The following is an 18,813-nucleotide window of genomic DNA, read 5'->3' as shown; positions in this document are numbered from 1 at the left end:
AAGGTGAATATAGTTGTTTTCAGGAAGATGGGTGAACAAATATGTCCTTTATTGATGAAGAGAATTATCGTATGAAACGTGCAAGAAAAAAGAAGCATAAAGGTATTGTTATTTCTAGTATAGCAGGAACAATTGTAGGAGCTTCGTTATTTGCATTTGGAGCTCCTTTATTTGCAAATGATGCGGGGGCGCTTCCGCAAGCTGAAGCAAGCGGAAGTAATATGGCTGAAGCTCAAGGAATTAAACAGATTAGCTTCGTTGATGCTGTTGATCGTGCGTCTGAAGCTGTTGTTGGCGTTATTAATATTCAAAGAGATAATTTTTCAGAGGCAGATTCAGAAGCTGGTACAGGATCGGGTGTAATTTATAAAAAGACAGATGGCCAAGCTTATATTGTAACGAATAATCATGTTGTTGCTGGAGCAAATCGTATTGAAGTAAGTTTAAGTGACGGTAAGAAGGTTCCTGGGAAAGTATTAGGAACCGATGTAGTCACAGATTTAGCTGTACTAGAAATAGATGCAAAGCATGTGAAAAAAATAATGGAAATTGGCGATTCTAATACTGTTCGTAGAGGGGAGCCGGTCATTGCGATTGGAAACCCACTGGGGCTGCAATTTTCTGGAACTGTCACACAAGGCATTATTTCGGCTAATGAACGTATTGTCCCTGTAGATTTAGATCAAGATGGACATTATGATTGGCAAGTAGAAGTTTTGCAAACAGACGCAGCGATTAATCCAGGTAATAGTGGTGGTGCGCTTGTAAACGCGGCAGGTCAATTAATAGGCATTAACTCAATGAAAATTGCAGCAAAAGAAGTAGAAGGAATTGGACTAGCTATTCCAGTTACTAGAGCTGTTCCAATTATGAATGAATTAGAGAAGTACGGAAAAGTAAGGAGACCGTATGTTGGAATTGAACTTAGATCGTTAAATGAGATTCCAAATTACCATTGGTCAAAAACATTGCATTTACCAGGCAATGTAACAGAGGGAGTTTGCATTTTAGATGTGAAGAGTCCTTCGCCAGGTGTAGATGCTGGTTTACGAGAACACGATGTGATTGTAGCAGTAGATGGAAAACCGGTTCGCGATATTATCGGATTCCGTACGGCCTTATATGATAAAAAAATTAATGATAAAATGACTCTTACGTTTTATCGTGGTACAAAACGAGCAACAACAACGGTTAAACTAGGCATTCAAAAGTATTAAAAACAGGAGGGCCTACCTCCTGTTTTCTATTGTAGAAAAGTGAGGTGAAGAATATGAATTTACCTTGTTGTTTAGAACATGTTGAATTAGCTTTAGATATTATTGTGGATGAGTGTGAAGTTGCACCAGTTATCAACAATGTGGATAACTCAGAAAAAGAGAAAAAAACATGTGAATTTTGTCAAAACGAGGCGACATATGTTGTATCGAACACAGATTCTCACACAATATGTGGGTAACAATTGTGGATATGTGGATAAGTCATGTGGATAACATGTTTGTAAGGTGGGGAATGAGTGTGAATATCTCGATTATTTCAATTGGGAAATTAAAAGAAAAATATTTAAAACAAGGTATAGCAGAATACTTAAAACGATTATCTGCATACGCAAAAGTAGAAGTAATTGAATTGCCAGATGAAAAGGCGCCAGAAAATTTAAGTGAAGCAGAAATGTTAATTGTAAAAGAAAAAGAAGGTATACGTATACTGGATAAAATTTCTGACGATACGCATGTCATTGCGTTAGCGATAGAAGGAAAACAAAAGTCATCAGAAGAATTTGCAGTAAGCTTAGATCGTCTTGCTACATATGGAAAGAGTAAAGTTGCATTTGTAATAGGTGGATCACTTGGACTAAGTTCAGAAGTAATGAAGCGTTCAAACGAATCTCTTTCTTTTTCAAAGATGACATTACCACACCAATTAATGCGATTAGTATTGCTTGAGCAAGTGTATAGAGCGTTTCGTATTAATCGTGGGGAACCGTATCATAAGTAAAATTACTTTTTGTATATAAAAAGAGTAAAAAAGACCATTGGACAAAAAACACCGATGGTCTTTTAAACATTAATAGGTAGTACGAAGGTTTCCTAAAATAAGTATGTTTCTATTTATAAAAAAGTGTGTTGTAATATGAAGAGGAAAAAGTATAAGTAGTCATAGAAGTGAGGAATTAAAGGTGAAGAAGTTTAAAAAGTTTTACTTGGAGATTACGAGTGTATGTAATCTTGCGTGCAGCTTTTGTCCGCCGACGGAAAGGCAGAAGCAATTCATTTCTGTGGAGGATTTTGCTAAAAGATTAGACCAAATTAAACCTCACACAGACTACATTTATTTGCACGTGAAGGGTGAGCCATTGCTCCATCCAAAAATAGATCAACTGTTAGATTTGAGCCATGAAAAAGGGTTTAAAGTTAATATTACAACGAACGGAACGTTAATTAATAAGAGAAGGCATAGACTGTTAAATAAGCCTGCTTTAAGACAAATGAATTTTTCACTGCACAGTTTTGATGGGCATCCAGGTTCGCAAGATAAAGAAGGTTATGTAAGGAGTATACTTTCCTTCATTAGAGAGGCGACAAGTCAATGGGATTTAATTGTTTCACTACGTTTATGGAATTTAACTCAGGATAATAAAACAAATGCTGAAATCCAGAAAAATAGAGATTTATTATCCATCATTGAAAATGAGTTTGGCCTATCTTATCAAATCGAAGAGAAGCTTACACCAGGAAAAGGTATAAAAATTGCGGAACGTGTCTTTATTAATCAAGACTATGAATTTCAGTGGCCGGCATTACATGAAGAGGAGGATGACGGAAAAGGATTCTGTCATGGTCTTCGAAATCAAGCTGGTATTTTAGCGAACGGAACGGTTATTCCTTGTTGTTTAGATGGTGAAGGGATTATTAACCTTGGGAATATTAATAATGACTCATTTTCTAACATTATAGAAGGTGAAAGAGCAACAAACATTGTCGATGGATTTTCGAAAAGAGTTGCAGTAGAAGAGCTATGTAGGAAATGTGGATACCGTAAAAGATTTGGTAAATAAATATGAAACAAGCCCTCATAAAGCGAGGGCTTATTTTTTATTCTTGATAAGAGCGTTCTAATTCATCAATTAAGGAACCGACGTAAGAAACAGCCCTGCGGATTGCATCTGGTTTTGACATATCGACTCCGGCATGTTTCATTAATTCAAGTGGTTTCATCGTACCACCAGCGCGAAGTACATCTAACCAGCGATCAACGGCAGGTTGTCCTTCCTCTTTAATCATTTGAGCTACCGCAGTAGATGCAGTGAGGCCTGCGGAATAGGTGTAAGAATATAAGCCCATATAATAATGAGGTTGACGCATCCAAGTTAAGCCAGCACCTTCGTCAATTTCTACAGAATCTCCCCAGAATGTCGAAAGTACATTTGTTTTTATTTCAGTTAAAGTTGTAGCTGCAAGTGCTTCTCCTTCTTCTGCTAGCGTATATACTCTTCTTTGATATTCTCCCTCAAGTAAGTGAGTAACAAAGTTATGATAATATGTGCCGAGTAGTTGCAGAATCACCCATCTGCGCATTCGCTTGTCGTCAGTAGTTGCTAATAAATGCTGGGCTAATAGTAATTCATTCATTGTAGATGGTGCTTCAACAAAGTACATAGATGGACGTACATTCATAATACGCTGGTTTTTATTTGCTAAATAAAAATGACCAGCATGCCCAAATTCATGGGCTAATGTGAAGCATCCACGCATCGTATTTTGCCATGTAATTAAAATGTATGGATGAGAGCCATATGGGCTTGAACAAAATGCTCCGGTTGATTTGCCTACGTTATCTGCAAGATCAACCCATCTTTCTTTGAATCCTTTTTGGATAATGGAACTATATTCATCGCCTAACACCTTTAAAGAATCTTGAATTAATTTACCAGCCTCCTTGTATGTGATAGTTGGATTAAATTCGGGATCTAAAGGTGCATGTAAGTCGCAGAACAGCATTTGATCGAGTCCTAATACTTTCTTTTTTAAATCTGCAAAACGGCGCATATGAGGCGCTAATTCTTTATAAATAATATTAAGTTGATTGTTATACATTTCAAGTGGAACTTTTTGAGGTTCTAAAAGCATATGAGTAACAGATTCAAATTTGCGTAAACGAGAGAGTGTTACTTGTTTTTTTACTTCAGTAGCATATGTTGTTGCCACTGTATTCTTATATCGTTTCAAGGTGGAGACGAATGATGAGTATGCTTTTCTACGTATGTCTGCGCTTGGAGAGAACTCATATTTGCTTTCAAATAATGCAAATGATACAGGGAGTTCGTTTCCTTGTTCGTCTTGTATGGAGGTAAAATCCATATCGGCTAATTTAGTCATACCGTAAATTTTGTATGGAGAATTATGTACTTCGCCAAGTGCAGCAAGGGCTTCTTCTGTTTCAGGAGAGAGCGTGTGCTGCCTTTTTTGTAGGATGTCTAGTAATGATTTACGGAAAGGTTCGAGTTTTGTTTCTTCGTTTAAATACTTTTCAATTGTTCCTTCATCGAATGAGAGGATTTCATTATGGATAAAGGATAGTGCAGTATGTACTTTCGTCCATAAAGCAGCAATTTTGGAAGAGTTCGCTTGAATAACTGGATTTGTACGATCAGTTGATTCTTTTAAATTTGCATAGGAGTATAGTTTTGTTAACTTCATTAAAAGCTCTTCTTCTAAAAGTAGGCAATGTAATAAGGTAGTGGGGCTAGTATGTAATTGTCCTTTAAACGCATCAAGTTTTTTTATATCGTCTGTTAATACACGTAATGCAGTTTCCCAATCTTTATCAGATTCGAATAAATCAGAGAGGTCCCATGTTAGTTCAGTAGGGACTTCTGCGCGAATATAGCGTTTCTCAATTACATTTTTCATTTCTTATATCCCCCTTATTATAAGTATCTAAAAACATGATACTAGAAAATTCAGTAAAATAAAAATATTTTACATTTCTATATACGAAAAAGAAGGACAAGCATAAAAATGCTTGTCCTTCGAGTTAAATTTAAAAATTAATATACTTTATCACCGTTGAAAATAGAGTTTTTCACGACTACATAATCTACAGTACGAATTGAATCTAATTTTGTTCCACCAGCGTAAGAGATAGAAGATTGAAGATCTTGTTCCATTTCGATTAAAGTATCTTCTAAAGAACCTTTATGCTCAACGAACATTTTCTTACCTTCAACGTTTTTCTTCTCACCTTTTTGGAATTCAGAAGCTGAACCGAAGTACTCTTTATAAAGTTTGCCGTCTTTTTCGATTGTTTCCCCTGGAGACTCTTCATGACCAGCGAATAGAGAACCGATCATAACCATAGTCGCCCCAAATCGAATAGATTTAGCTACGTCGCCGTGTGTACGAATACCACCGTCAGCGATAATTGGCTTACTTGCAGCTTTTGCACACCAGCGAAGTGCAGCTAGTTGCCAACCACCAGTTCCAAAGCCTGTTTTAATTTTAGTAATACAAACTTTACCAGGTCCAATACCGACTTTTGTTGCATCAGCACCAGCGTTTTCTAATTCTCTTACCGCTTCTGGAGTTCCAACGTTTCCAGCGATAACGAAGCTTTCTGGTAAATGCTTTTTAATATGTTGAATCATGTTGATTACAGCATTAGAATGTCCGTGTGCAATATCAATCGTGATGTATTCAGGTGTAAGTTGCTCAGCAGCTAATTGTTGTACGAATTCATATTCGTCCTCTTTTACACCAACGCTAATAGAAGCGATTAATCCACGTGATTGCATATCTCTAATAAATGAGATACGTTTCTCTGGCTGGAAACGATGCATGATGTAGAAGTAATTGTTTTCAGCTAAATAAGTTGCAATTCTTTCATCAATAATCGTTTGCATATTTGCAGGTACGACAGGTAATTTAAATTTATGTTTACCTAAAGTGACAGTTGTATCACATTCAGAGCGGCTGTTCACAATACATTTTGCAGGAATTAATTGAATATCTTCATAGTCGAATACGTTTTCCATCATTTACACCCCTAAAATACGAATATTTTATTTCTATTAATTAAAAATGTTCGTCCATAGGATAATTTACATCATTTTTATGAAGAAGTCAAAGTATTTCTTAACATTTTTTTAAAAAACAGAGTATATATATGATGGAATAGTGTTAAAAGCGAATTTAAAACGTTTTTCTATCCTTATTGTTCGTTTATTAGAATCTAGATAGGAGTGTTGTCAGTGATAACAACTATTTTATTGAAGGCAAACATTAAAAAGAAAAGGCATTATCATTTAGTTGAACATTAGATGGAATGACGGAGGTTATTTTTATTCTGAAATAATATTTCTAAAATTTTTTTCGGAATAAAGAAACCTTTTGTTTATTCCTATATAAAAAGATGAATCTTGCACGATTTGCCTTTTTATGTGAGCTTTCAAGTATAATGAATAAGGTGATAGTATCTACATGATAATTCAGTGATAGGAAACGATAAAGAAGAAAATAATACAGAATAAAATGAGGTTAATATATGAATAAAAAAAGCTTTACCAATTATGCATTAAGTAAAGAAATTGTAAGAGCACTTACTGGTTTAGGCTACGAAAATCCAACAGAAGTGCAAGGAGAGGTTATTCCAGTTGCATTGAAAAAGAAGGATCTTGTTGTAAAATCGCAAACTGGAAGTGGAAAAACAGCTTCATTCGGTATTCCACTTTGTGAAATGGTGGAATGGGAAGAGAATAAGCCACAAGCATTAGTTTTGACGCCGACGAGAGAACTTGCTGTTCAAGTGAAAGAAGATATTACGAATATAGGCCGCTTCAAAAGAATTAAGGCTGCGGCCGTTTATGGTAAGTCTCCATTTGCACGTCAAAAATTAGAGTTAAAACAAAAGACACATATCGTAGTGGGGACTCCTGGCCGTGTGTTAGATCATATTGAAAAAGGTACCCTTTCTTTAGAATGTCTGAAGTATTTAGTCATTGATGAAGCAGATGAAATGCTAAATATGGGCTTTATTGATCAAGTAGAGGCAATTATTGATGAATTACCTACAAAGCGAATGACAATGCTATTTTCGGCAACACTTCCAGAAGATGTTGAAAAGTTATCCCGTACGTATATGGATTCGCCAACGCATATTGAAATTAAGGCCGCCGGGATTACCACAGACAAAATTGAACATACACTTTTTGAGACGAGAGAAGAGGAGAAGCTTTCACTTCTTAAAGATGTAACAACAATTGAGAATCCAGATAGTTGTATTATTTTTTGCCGTACACAAGAAAATGTAGATCACGTATTTAGACAGTTAAACCGTGTTAACTATCCTTGTGACAAAATACATGGTGGTATGGTGCAAGAAGATCGTTTTGAAGTTATGGACGATTTTAGAAAAGGAAAGTTCCGTTATTTAGTAGCGACAGACGTAGCTGCTAGAGGAATTGATATTGATAATATTACACATGTTATTAACTATGATATTCCGTTAGAAAAAGAAAGTTATGTACATCGTACGGGAAGAACGGGACGAGCTGGCAATAAAGGAAAAGCTATTACATTCATAACTCCGTATGAAGATAGATTTTTAGAAGAAATTGAGGCGTACATCGGCTTTGAAATTCCAAAGGCATATGCACCTTCAAAAGAAGAGGTTATGAAAGGGAAGGCAGTATTTGAGGAAAAAATACATGCTAAACCAATTATAAAGAAAGATAAAAGTGCAGACTTAAACAAAGGGATTATGAAGCTGTACTTTAATGGTGGGAAGAAAAAGAAAATTAGAGCGGTAGATTTTGTCGGCACAATTGCTAAAATTAAAGGTGTTACAGCAGAAGATATAGGAATTATTACGATACAGGACAATGTTTCTTACGTTGAAATATTAAATGGAAAAGGACCAATTGTTTTAAAGACCATGAAAACTACAACGATTAAAGGGAAACAATTAAAAGTCCATGAAGCAATTAAGTAAATAAAAAAACTATCCACCTGTTACAGGTGGATAGTTTTTTTATTTACGATTCTTTTAAATCGTCCACTAACTTCTCTGCCAATCGTCTGTACATATTACTCATCGTCACGAAGGATGTTAGTAATAAAAACTTTTCTAGCTTTTGATCTTCTAAGGAGGAAATCTCATTTACTTCCCTAATACGGTTATTTACGTCCTGTTTAAAGGTTTCCACATTGGTTTCAGTAAGAGCAAGATAATCTTTATAGAGAGTATTTAATTCGAATGTATCATCGTTTAGTAAAGGTACATTTATATTTTCTAAGGAGCTTTTTATGTCATTAATGGAAAGGGCTCCTTTTAATTGGTAAATCAAGCTAATTAGAATCATATGCTCTTTTGAATACTTTTTATTTTTAATAGGGATGAATAGTTTCCCTTTTGCGTAATTGTTAATCATTGTTTTTGTTAATACTTTTTCATCATCAGTTCTTGTTGAATCCGCATAAGTATTCTCAAATAGTTGAACAACTTGGTCTACATATAAGTCGACATTTGGGATATCCTCAAGTTTAATATTTTTTTCTAAATGTAATGATTCAAGTAATTTATTTATATTTTCCACGTAAAACCCCTCACTTTTATAACTTAGTGGAACTGAATGTTTAGTATATCTTTAAATATGGTATTACGAAACAAGTGAATTGTAAATGTTGACTAGTTATAAATAATATGTATATAATTACACGTAGTTATAAAAACTACGTGTAATTATATGAGGGGTGTTTATATGAATGCTTATGTAAGAGAACCGGTTAATGCATTTACTCACTTAGGAGGAGCTGTATTAGCATTTATTGCATTATTAGCTATGCTTGTGAAAGTTTCTGTTAAGATGCCATCTTTTGCTGCAATTACAGCTGTTATTTTATTCGGTATTGGGATGATGGTCCTTTATATGGCATCAGCTGTGTATCATAGTGTTGTAGCCAGTGAACGTGTTATTTATTTCTTTAGGAAGTTAGATCATTCTATGATTTTTATATTAATTGCAGGTACATATGCACCCTTTTGCTTAATTACATTAAGTTCGGCAAATGGTTTACTACTATTTTGTTTAGTTTATGCAACTGCGATTTGTGGTATTGTTTTTAAAATGTTTTGGTTTAATTGCCCAAGGTGGTTATCGACAGGAATTTATCTTCTAATGGGTTGGTTAATTGTTCTATTCTTTGCACCGCTAGCTGAGAATTTAAGTACAGGAGGTATCCTTTTCTTAGTACTTGGAGGTATTTTTTATACAATTGGTGGGTTTATTTACGGTGCTAAGCCAAAATGGTTGGAGTTTAAATATATGGGGCACCATGAAATTTTTCATGTTTTCGTATTATTAGGAAGCCTGGCACACTTTTTAAGTGTATATTGTTACGTAATTTAACAAATCAGAACGTTTGGATAGCTTTTACTAAAATTTTTGGGTAATAAAAAATGATATAGAAAAATATAGATGTTGAAGAGCTACATAACTTAAAGGTTATGTAGCTTTTTTGTATAAAAGAAAATTTAAAATATTTAGAATTTTTATCTTGGAATATGATAGGATAGATGTGTATTGAGATTATAAAATTTTATAATTGATGATAAGTGGGGGACTATATATATGGCGATACTTATAACGGGTGGAGCAGGATATATTGGTAGTCATACGTGTATAGAATTATTAAATAATAATTATAAAATTATAGTCGTAGATAATCTTTCAAATAGTTCAATAGAGTCTTTAAACCGAGTAAAAGAAATAACAGGGAAACAATTTAAATTTTATAATGAAAGTGTTTTAAATCGTGAAAAAATGAATGAGATTTTTTTGGAAAATAACATTGAAGCAGTTATTCATTTTGCTGGCTTCAAAGCAGTTGGGGAATCTACTACAATTCCGCTTACATATTATTATAATAATATTATAAGTACGATTATATTATGTGATGTAATGCAAAAACATAATGTGAAAAAATTTATTTTTAGTTCGTCTGCAACTGTATATGGAATTCCAAAAACATCACCAATTACGGAAGAATTTCCATTAAGCGTGACAAATCCATATGGGCAAACAAAGTTAATGATAGAGCAAATTATGCGTGATGTTGCAAAAGCTGATGGTGAATGGAGTATCGCGTTACTTCGTTATTTCAACCCATTTGGTGCGCATCAAAGTGGTCGTATTGGAGAAGATCCAAATGGGATTCCGAATAATTTAATGCCATATGTAACACAAGTAGCGGTAGGGAAGTTAAAGGAATTAAATATATTTGGAAATGACTATCCAACAAAAGACGGGACAGGTGTTCGTGATTATATTCACGTTGTTGACCTTGCAAAAGGACATGTAAAGGCACTTGAGAAAGTACTTGAGACGAAAGGAATCGAAGCATATAATCTTGGCACAGGTAAAGGGTATAGTGTGTTCGAGATGGTAAGGGCTTTTGAGAAGGTTTCGGGTAAAAAAATTCCTTATAAAGTGATAGGGCGTCGTCCTGGTGATGTAGCGATATGTTTTGCTGATGTATCTAAAGCAAAACGAGAATTAGGATGGGAAGCAGAATATGGGTTAGAAGAGATGTGTGTAGATTCTTGGAGATGGCAGGTAAATAATAAAAATGGCTATCAAATGATTTAAGGTAGTTAGTAAAGTATTCTTTTATAGGGTACTTTATTTTTATTGTATGTATATAATGAATTCTGTTTTTTATGATGTTACCTGAGGTCAGTAATATGCTCATTTTAGGAAAGAGAAATGAATGAAATATTACTGACCATAGTATTTCAATAGAATCGCTTCTATTGAATGTATTTATAAATTGTTGATAGGAAAAAGAGACCTTTAATGAATACGAACAAGTTGTTTATGATACACTGTATTACCTTCTTGACTTGTATAGGGCGGGAGGCTTCGGCCGAAGCAATTTGCAATAATATTAGAATGAGTAGGATAAGAAATACGAATCTCATATAAATCAATAGCTGCATCTAAATTAGCATAAAATACTGCTAGGTTGTTGCCTTGTAAAAGGTATGGGAATTCTACTACTGTATCTTCACCAATTAGTACAGGTAATTTTACAGGATTAGAATAGTTAGACCAATCCCACACTTCTATATTTACATAATGTGCGTAATATGCATCTAAATTTACAATATTTATTACTGCTGAAACTGTTGCAGGCTCTCTTGTTAATACACCTGTTGAATGAATAACAGATTGATTTGGATAATGAAGAGGCATAAATATCAAACCTTCCTAACTTAATGTGATTGTACAATATTCTATGCAGATCATTAATAGAAGGAGATAGGGAAAATGCATCATTCTATCAATTTTTTATAGAAATAAAAAATGTAATATTGAAAAGTATTCCAGTACTTGTAACATTATTAAAGTACGTTTATAATCAAATAATCCTATTAGCTTTTAATTAAGTTGCGTATTATTGAAAGCGTTTTTACTACATGATACATTTCGATTGATATCATTAGTGTATGACATGTATGAAAGGGATTTTTTATTGTTCTTTAAGGTATGAAGTCTGACTTGTTTCTGTAAAAACTTTGTATGTAGTTGTAAGTAAGAAGGAGAATAAGGAATAATATAATTTTTACAAGACGGGGAGGGTACAGTGTGAAAATATAAGGTTTTCACATGAGGATATATGGGGTATGTAGGATTATTACTTTCGGGTGCAGCTTTATTTTTAAATAGTCTTGTTATATTAGGGAAAGCAGAGATGAAAAGTGCGGGTGTTTTTAATTTATTTGTGGGTGCACTACAAATTATTATTCCGTTCTATTTGATCATGATTTCTGACCAAAGCAATTGGACAGTGTATTCATATGCAGCTACTTTCTTATTTGGATTAACCTATTTATATGTAGGTGTTACCTTTATAAAAGGAATGGATAGTAGCGGTTTAGGTTGGTTTTGTATTTGGGTAGCAATTATTGCTTTATTCTATATGGTTGTTTCATTTGTTCAATTTCACGATGTTGTTAATGCACTAACGTGGTTTATGTGGGCATTACTTTGGTATTTATTCTTTGTATTAAATACACAAAAGAAGAATATCAATCAATACCTTGGAAGAATTGCCTTCGTACAATCATGGGTAACATTGACGTTGCCTTCACTCTTTTATTTTATGGGAGTATGGGGAGAGGGATTCGTATATGAACTATGGGTTTATGTATCCGTAATTTCTATTTTATACTTCTGTTATTGTATTTATAAATATCGAGTACGTTAATATATTTTCTGTAGAAAAGCATGGAATCGTTAAACGAATTCCATGCTTTTTCTATATTAGCATTTATAATAGGGAGGTAGTATTTTACAATTTATCAAAATGGGGATGATGAATTTGAAAAAAGTATTGGTGCTAGGGGGAACAAGATTTTTTGGTAAACATTTAGTAGAAGCACTTTTGCAAGCTGGACACGATGTAACAATTGCGACGAGAGGCATTACTGAAGATTCTTTTGGAAGTGTAGTAAACAGATTGATTGTAGATAGAGAAGACGAAAAACAACTAGCTGAGCGTCTAGAAGATAAAAGTTATGATATCGTATACGATAATTTATGCTATAGCTCGAATGCGGCAAAGATAATATGTGAAGTGTTACAAGGAAAAACGAAGAAATACATTATGACATCTTCAATGGCTGTTTACGAGCCAGCGATAGGCTTGTTAGAAGAGAACTTTAATCCGTACGAGTATGCTATTACGTATGGTGGTAGGAAGGATTTTAATTATAGTGAAGGAAAGAGAGTAGCCGAAGCGGTTTCATTTCAACAAGCAACATTCCCAGTTGTTGCAGTACGTTTTCCAGTTGTTATTGGAGAAAACGATTATACGAAAAGGTTACAATTTTACGTTGAACATATTGTGAGGCAAGAACCTGTCGCCGTGAATGATCTAGATGGAGAGTTGTCATTTATACATGAAAAAGAAGCAGGAGAATTTTTAGCTTGGTGCGGGATGAAGGACATAGAAGGGCCAATTAATGCTTGTAGCAACGGGGTAGTTTCTACTCGAGAAGTTATTCATTTCATAGAAGAAAATACGGGAATAAAAGCACGCGTTCAAGAAGTAGGAGATAACGTAGCGCCTTATAATGAAGTGATTAATTGTACATTACATAATGGAAAAGCTAATGAATTAGGATTCACGTTCCGAGAGTTGAGAATAGAAATAGAAAAAGTATTACGGTATTACATACATGAAATGAAATAATCATAAATCCCCCGGTGGCAATCCGGGGGATTCTGGAGGATTTCGACAATACTAATTTTACATTACCAAACTTACCTTATACGCACGACTAATGTTTTTGTGATTGAATTGCTTGTAAATACTTTTCATTTACCCGGTCCCAGTTCACTGTATGCCACCAGTTGGTAACAAATTCTGGACGTCGATTTTGATACTTTAAATAATAGGCATGCTCCCATACATCGATGACGAGTAATGGAATCTTCCCTTCTTGCAAAGGTGTATCTTGATTAGGTGTACTCATAACAGTAAGTTCTTCACCATCAAGAACAAGCCATCCATAGCCACTTCCAAAACGGCTAATTGCTGCTTTGGACAGTTGATCTTTTAAGTTGTCAAAGGTATTGAAATAATAATCAATTACTTTCGCAACGTCTCCATTAGGATCGCCGCCACCTCGTGGGCTCATTACTTCCCAAAAAAGACTATGACAATAATGTCCACCACCGTTATTCCTGACAGCTGTAACAACTTCCTTCGGTAAAGTTTCTAAATTACATAGTAATTCTTCTAAAGATTTATTATGTAATTCCGTATAGTTTTCTAAAGCGGCATTCAAATTATTTACGTATGTCGCATGGTGCTTCCCATGATGAATAGAAAGTGTGTTGCTATCGATATATGGCTCTAGTTCATCATAGTCATATGAAAGCTTTGGCAATTGAAATGAAGACATAACATTCCCTCCTTCCCTCTAAATGTTGGTCTAGGTAAAAACAGTTTACCTGAGTCAAAAATACACCTATTTTTCATACAAGTCAATAGTAATCTCTTTAATTTTCTGAAAAATATTACAATAAAAGTAACACTTCGACTTTCATTTGTGACTCTTATTCTTTTTGCTTATACTGTAAAGTAGTAACGTTTTGTTGAAATAGAAGGAGATCGTTTATGAGTAAAACGAAACAATTAATAGAGGAAGCGAGTCATTTTATTACGATTTGCTATAAAGAACTTAATAAAGAACAATTCAAAGAAGAGAGAATAAAAGAAATTCAAGTTGAGATAGAGAAGACGGGGACGTATGAGCATACATTTGAAGAACTTGTTCATGGATCACGAATGGCATGGCGCAATAGTAATCGATGTATCGGAAGACTATTTTGGAGTAAGATGCACATATTAGATGCACGTGAAGTAAATGATGAGGAAGGTGTATGTAATGCATTAATTCATCATATTAAATATGCAACGAACGACGGAAAAGTTAAACCGACAATTACGATCTTTAAGCAATATCAAGGTGGCGAAAATAATATACGAATTTATAATCACCAATTGATTCGGTATGCAGGATATAAAACAGAAATGGGAGTGATTGGTGACTCTCATTCCACTGTGTTTACGGATTTTTGTCAGGAACTTGGCTGGCAAGGAGAAGGTACGAATTTCGATGTATTGCCGCTTGTTTTTTCTGTCGATGGAAAAGAACCTGTATATAAAGAAATTCCTAAAAAAGAAGTGAAAGAGGTACCGATTGAACATCCAGAGTACCCAATTTCATCACTTGGAGCAAAATGGTATGGGGTTCCAATGATTTCAGATATGCGCTTAGAAATTGGCGGTATTTCTTATACGGCAGCTCCGTTCAATGGATGGTATATGGGAACGGAGATTGGGGCTCGTAACTTAGCGGATCATGATCGTTATAATTTACTGCCGGCTGTTGCGGAGATGATGGAGTTAGATACATCGAGAAACAGTACGTTATGGAAAGACAAGGCACTAATTGAGTTGAATATTGCTGTATTACATTCCTTCAAAAAACAAGGAGTTAGTATTGTGGATCACCATACAGCTGCACAACAATTTCAACAATTTGAGAAGCAAGAAGCATCATGTGGACGGGTTGTAACAGGCAATTGGGTGTGGCTCATTCCACCGTTATCTCCAGCTACTACTCATATTTATCATAAACCGTATCCGAATGAAATTTTGAAGCCAAATTTCTTTCATAAATAATATTTAGTATAGTTTTTTTGTGCAAATTATAATTTTTTTAATTACTGTTACGTAGCAAATGGAAGCCTTTACTCTCGGTTATTTTTGGAAGGAGCTTTTTGAACCGAGGAGTTCCTTATGTTATAATCAAATTTCTGTTTCGAAGACCTTATAGAAATATAAGGTCTTTTGTTTTGCTTTTTTATGTAATAGGAATAGAAATTTTCTTTTAAATAAGAGATTTAGCATATTTTTAGGGACAACATAAGTGTGTAGAAAATCGATGAATTATTATGCTTATATAATCATTATGTTTTGGATTTAAACAATAAAACATAATAAAGTTGTTTTTTTAGATTGCTGAGGAAGGAGGAAGTGTAAAGGAGAATGAAGAGTCGAAAAACAGATTGGCCTGTATTTCTTATTAGTGGTGGCTCACTTTTATTATTTGTAATTGCAGTTATTTTAAATAAAGGTTACGTAGAGGGAGTCATTAATAGAAGTTTTGCAGCTTCGATTAAATATTTTGGTGCCTTTTGGCAAGTTTTATTAATTGGTACATTTATTGTGGCAATGTGTATGGCGTTTTCAAAATATGGGAGAGTTAAACTTGGGGGGCTAGAAAAACCTGAGATTAGTACGACAAAATGGCTCGCTATTATTATGTCTACATTACTTGCCGGAGGTGGCGTTTTTTGGGCAGCCGCAGAGCCGATGTACCATTTGATGACGGTGCCACCAATACATGAAGGTATAACTGCTGGAACGAAAGAAGCAGTAATGCCTGCTTTAGCACAAAGTTATATGCATTGGGGTTTCCTCGCTTGGACGATTTTAGGAACAATTAGTGCGGTAGTTATGATGTACGGACATTATCATAAAGGTATGCCGTTAAAACCTCGAACGCTTTTATATCCTATTTTTGGAGAGAAATTGCGAAAGAGTTGGCTTGGAACAACGATCGATGTGTTTGCCATTATTGCGGTAGCAGCAGGGACAATTGGTCCAATTGGATTTTTAGGACTACAAGCAAGTTATGGATTACAAGCATTGTTTAACATTCCTGATGTGTTTACTACTCAATTAGCCATTATTGTTTGTGTAGTAGCTGTTTCTACTATATCTGCGGTAACAGGAATTGATAAAGGGATTCAAATTATAAGTGATTTAAATGTTAGGTTAGCAGTTTTATTAATGGTATTCGTATTACTGTTTGGACCAGGTGGATTTATTATCGATTCATTTGTTTCTTCGTTTGGATTTTATATAAATGAATTTATTCCAATGAGCACATATCGTGGGGATACAGGTTGGTTAGGATCATGGACAATCTTTTTCTGGGGATGGTTTATTGGATACGGACCGATGATGGCAATTTTAGTGAGCCGTATTTCAAGAGGAAGAACAATCCGAGAAATCATCGTTGCAATTGGAATTATTGCACCTATTATTACAACGTTTTGGTTTACTATACTAGGGGGATCAGGTGTGTTTTATGAGTTAATGAATCCTGGTTCTATTTCGACCGCATTAAGTGAATCTGGTATGCCAGCGGCTATGATTGCAATTACAGAGCAACTGCCACTATCTAATATTATTGGACCTGCATTTCTTTTATTAACAATTTTATTTGTAGTAACAACAGGAGATTCAATGGCTTATTCGATTTCAATGGCAGTGACTGGAGATGGAGATCCTAGAATTAGCTTGCGAGTTTTTTGGTCGCTTATTATGGGTGCAGTTGCAGCGATTCTTTTATACATGGGTGAGGGAAGTATTAACGCCTTACAATCCTTCATTGTAGTGACGGCTGTTCCAGTATCCATTCTGTTATTCCCAATGCTATGGCTAGCGCCTAAAGTTGCAGGGGAATTAGCCTTAAAACAAGGTATTGTAAAAGAAGAAGAGAAAACTTCCTTCTTGTTCCAAAAAGCTAGTAAATCAAAATAAATAATTGTATTTATATAAAAAGAGGAAGCATCTCAAATGAAATGCTTCCTCTTTACTATTTATTTAACTACTTTTCTCGAAGGAGATAGTACCCTGTACAGTTTCAATCTATTCTAATACTTTATCTTTCGTCTCTGGGACACATAATAGCATTGTAACTAAACCAATTGGATAAATAATGAAGATGAGAGATAGTGCTCCCATTAAATTACCACCTGCAGCAAGTAAGCCGATAATAACAGGTCCAAATCCAGCTAACCCACGTCCTGTACCGAAAATAAAGTTCTCTGCTGTCGAGCGAGCTTCAGCAGGGTAGTTTTCAGCTAAAACTGCTCCGAATCCCCCCATCATGCCATTGGCAAAGAATCCAAGCAGTGCACTTCCCCATAACAATGATGTTGAGTCTGTGAATAAGAAGAAGTAAATAAGACAATATATAGTACCACCGACATAATAGATTGTAAAAGTTTTACGGCGGCCAATTTTATCGGCTAGAATACCAAAAGTTGCAATTCCAATTAGCATGCCGATTGTAGAGATGAACATCCAACCGCTCGCTTTTGCTAATGTGTAGTTATATTTATTCGCTAAAATAGTTGGCATCCATGTGAAAATTCCATAATATCCGAAGTTCTGGATGAATGACATAATAATAAGACCGATTGTTGTTATCGTTACTTTTTTATTGGCAAATAACTTTCGAAGTGGGAACTTTTTCATTTGCTTTAGTTGTTCTGCCTCAGCGGTTGTTAAATGACCTTCAGCTTCTTTTTGTAACAATTCTTTTTTGTATCGTTGTTTTTGTTCCCATATTTTCGGTTCACTTAAACTTTTGCGGACGTAAACAGCTAGTAGAGCGGGAATGAGTCCAAATAAGAAAACAGCTCTCCATCCGAAATGCGGGACGATAAATGCTGGAAGGAGTGAAGCGACTAGTACGCCAAATTGCCATCCAAGTGCAACAACGGATGTCGCCTTAGCGCGCATTTCTTTAGACCATGTTTCAGTTACGATGGCCATTCCAATCCCGAATTCACCACCAACTCCCATTCCAACTAAAAAGCGAAGAATTAATAATTGCCAATAATCTGTTGCGAAATAAATAAGTGCTGTTGCGAGTGAAAATAGTAAGATTGTGAAGGCCATCGTACGGATACGCCCAAATAAATCAGCAATAAATCCGAATAAATAAGACCCGATTAGCATTCCTATTGTGGTAGCTAATGTTAAGTTTCCACCTTCAACAGGGCTCAAATGAAATTCTTTTAAAATGTAGACGAGTACGAAAGATAAGAGCAACATATCTAAACCTTCTGCTGCATATCCTAGCGCAGAACCAAACAATGTTTTATATCTTTTCTCCTTCGTTTCCTCTGTTGTTGATTGTACATCAGTAGTAACGTTCATCATTACTCCTCCTTATTTTCTTCTACAGTCGCTATGGAAGAATAACAAAAGGCCTTCTCACCTGATATGATGAGAAGGCCAAAAAAGCATACGTATCCCTAAAAAAGACCATACGTATAGTATATTCCGACTTCCTTCTCAACCTCACGGGGTTGGGTTAAAGGACTGTATTATATTACTTTATTTTTAGCACTCTTCTATTAGATTGTCAAATAAAGAGGGGATA

Annotated in this window: 17 protein-coding genes; 11 read left to right on the top strand and 6 right to left on the bottom strand. The window is 34.9% G+C overall.

Annotated features, from left to right (window positions below; genetic code table 11):
• Positions 1-41: 41 nt before the first annotated feature.
• From QCI41_RS17780 to QCI41_RS17765, 4 genes are all read left to right on the top strand, one after another.
• A complete protein-coding gene (locus tag QCI41_RS17780) occupies positions 42-1,217 on the top strand; it encodes a S1C family serine protease (protein WP_353836969.1) in 1,176 nt (391 codons plus the stop codon).
• A 53-nt stretch (positions 1,218-1,270) separates the two neighbouring features.
• Positions 1,271-1,456, top strand: coding sequence for a CxxH/CxxC protein (locus QCI41_RS17775; RefSeq protein WP_001052827.1), 186 nt, complete (start codon positions 1,271-1,273; stop codon positions 1,454-1,456).
• Positions 1,457-1,515: 59 nt separating this feature from the next.
• Positions 1,516-1,995: a 23S rRNA (pseudouridine(1915)-N(3))-methyltransferase RlmH gene (rlmH, locus tag QCI41_RS17770; RefSeq protein WP_001027003.1), complete on the top strand. Its 480-nt coding sequence runs from the start codon at positions 1,516-1,518 to the stop codon at positions 1,993-1,995.
• 181 nt (positions 1,996-2,176) lie between these two features.
• Entirely contained in the window at positions 2,177-3,055 is an 879-nt protein-coding gene (locus tag QCI41_RS17765) for a radical SAM/SPASM domain-containing protein (protein ID WP_353836970.1), read from the top strand.
• Between the two features lie 37 nt (positions 3,056-3,092).
• On the opposite strand, the gene pepF is transcribed toward QCI41_RS17765, so the two are convergent.
• Positions 3,093-4,910: an oligoendopeptidase F gene (pepF, locus tag QCI41_RS17760; protein WP_353836971.1), complete on the bottom strand. Its 1,818-nt coding sequence runs from the start codon at positions 4,908-4,910 to the stop codon at positions 3,093-3,095.
• A 137-nt stretch (positions 4,911-5,047) separates the two neighbouring features.
• Positions 5,048-6,031 carry a GMP reductase gene (gene guaC / locus QCI41_RS17755; RefSeq protein ID WP_000432444.1) on the bottom strand — a complete coding sequence of 328 codons (984 nt, stop codon included), beginning with the start codon at positions 6,029-6,031 and terminating at the stop codon, positions 5,048-5,050.
• Between the two features lie 509 nt (positions 6,032-6,540).
• Between guaC and QCI41_RS17750 the strand changes: the two genes are divergently transcribed.
• Complete coding sequence (locus QCI41_RS17750) at positions 6,541-7,986, top strand: DEAD/DEAH box helicase (protein ID WP_046958612.1); 1,446 nt, start codon at positions 6,541-6,543, stop codon at positions 7,984-7,986.
• Between the two features lie 43 nt (positions 7,987-8,029).
• Here QCI41_RS17750 and QCI41_RS17745 read toward each other — a convergent pair whose 3' ends face one another.
• Positions 8,030-8,590: a DUF1836 domain-containing protein gene (locus QCI41_RS17745; RefSeq protein WP_000427891.1), complete on the bottom strand. Its 561-nt coding sequence runs from the start codon at positions 8,588-8,590 to the stop codon at positions 8,030-8,032.
• 165 nt (positions 8,591-8,755) lie between these two features.
• Here QCI41_RS17745 and trhA point away from each other — a divergent pair, with 165 nt between their 5' ends.
• Positions 8,756-9,403 (top strand): PAQR family membrane homeostasis protein TrhA, encoded by a 648-nt coding sequence (gene trhA / locus QCI41_RS17740; RefSeq protein ID WP_000995371.1) that lies wholly within the window; start codon positions 8,756-8,758, stop codon positions 9,401-9,403.
• Positions 9,404-9,625: 222 nt separating this feature from the next.
• Positions 9,626-10,642, top strand: coding sequence for a UDP-glucose 4-epimerase GalE (galE, locus tag QCI41_RS17735; RefSeq protein ID WP_353836972.1), 1,017 nt, complete (start codon positions 9,626-9,628; stop codon positions 10,640-10,642).
• A 204-nt stretch (positions 10,643-10,846) separates the two neighbouring features.
• On the opposite strand, the gene QCI41_RS17730 is transcribed toward galE, so the two are convergent.
• Entirely contained in the window at positions 10,847-11,248 is a 402-nt protein-coding gene (locus QCI41_RS17730; protein ID WP_353836973.1) for a hypothetical protein, read from the bottom strand.
• Positions 11,249-11,672: 424 nt separating this feature from the next.
• Here QCI41_RS17730 and QCI41_RS17725 point away from each other — a divergent pair, with 424 nt between their 5' ends.
• Positions 11,673-12,263, top strand: coding sequence for an AmiS/UreI family transporter (locus tag QCI41_RS17725; RefSeq protein ID WP_000542569.1), 591 nt, complete (start codon positions 11,673-11,675; stop codon positions 12,261-12,263).
• A gap of 99 nt (positions 12,264-12,362) precedes the next feature.
• Positions 12,363-13,250, top strand: a complete 888-nt coding sequence (locus QCI41_RS17720) for an NAD-dependent epimerase/dehydratase family protein (RefSeq protein ID WP_353836974.1) — start codon at positions 12,363-12,365, stop codon at positions 13,248-13,250.
• Between the two features lie 88 nt (positions 13,251-13,338).
• Here QCI41_RS17720 and sodA read toward each other — a convergent pair whose 3' ends face one another.
• Positions 13,339-13,965 (bottom strand): superoxide dismutase [Mn], encoded by a 627-nt coding sequence (sodA, locus tag QCI41_RS17715; protein ID WP_353836975.1) that lies wholly within the window; start codon positions 13,963-13,965, stop codon positions 13,339-13,341.
• Between the two features lie 215 nt (positions 13,966-14,180).
• On the opposite strand from sodA, the gene QCI41_RS17710 reads away from it, so the two are divergent.
• Positions 14,181-15,251: a nitric oxide synthase oxygenase gene (locus tag QCI41_RS17710; RefSeq protein ID WP_353836976.1), complete on the top strand. Its 1,071-nt coding sequence runs from the start codon at positions 14,181-14,183 to the stop codon at positions 15,249-15,251.
• A 366-nt stretch (positions 15,252-15,617) separates the two neighbouring features.
• Entirely contained in the window at positions 15,618-17,180 is a 1,563-nt protein-coding gene (locus QCI41_RS17705) for a BCCT family transporter (RefSeq protein WP_353836977.1), read from the top strand.
• A 108-nt stretch (positions 17,181-17,288) separates the two neighbouring features.
• Here QCI41_RS17705 and QCI41_RS17700 read toward each other — a convergent pair whose 3' ends face one another.
• Positions 17,289-18,587, bottom strand: a complete 1,299-nt coding sequence (locus QCI41_RS17700; protein ID WP_046958605.1) for an MFS transporter — start codon at positions 18,585-18,587, stop codon at positions 17,289-17,291.
• Positions 18,588-18,813 lie beyond the last annotated feature (226 nt).

This window comes from Bacillus cereus group sp. MG4, from assembly GCF_040460055.1.
Classification (GTDB): domain Bacteria; phylum Bacillota; class Bacilli; order Bacillales; family Bacillaceae_G; genus Bacillus_A; species Bacillus_A wiedmannii.
This window is presented reverse-complemented; position numbering and strand designations above follow the sequence as displayed.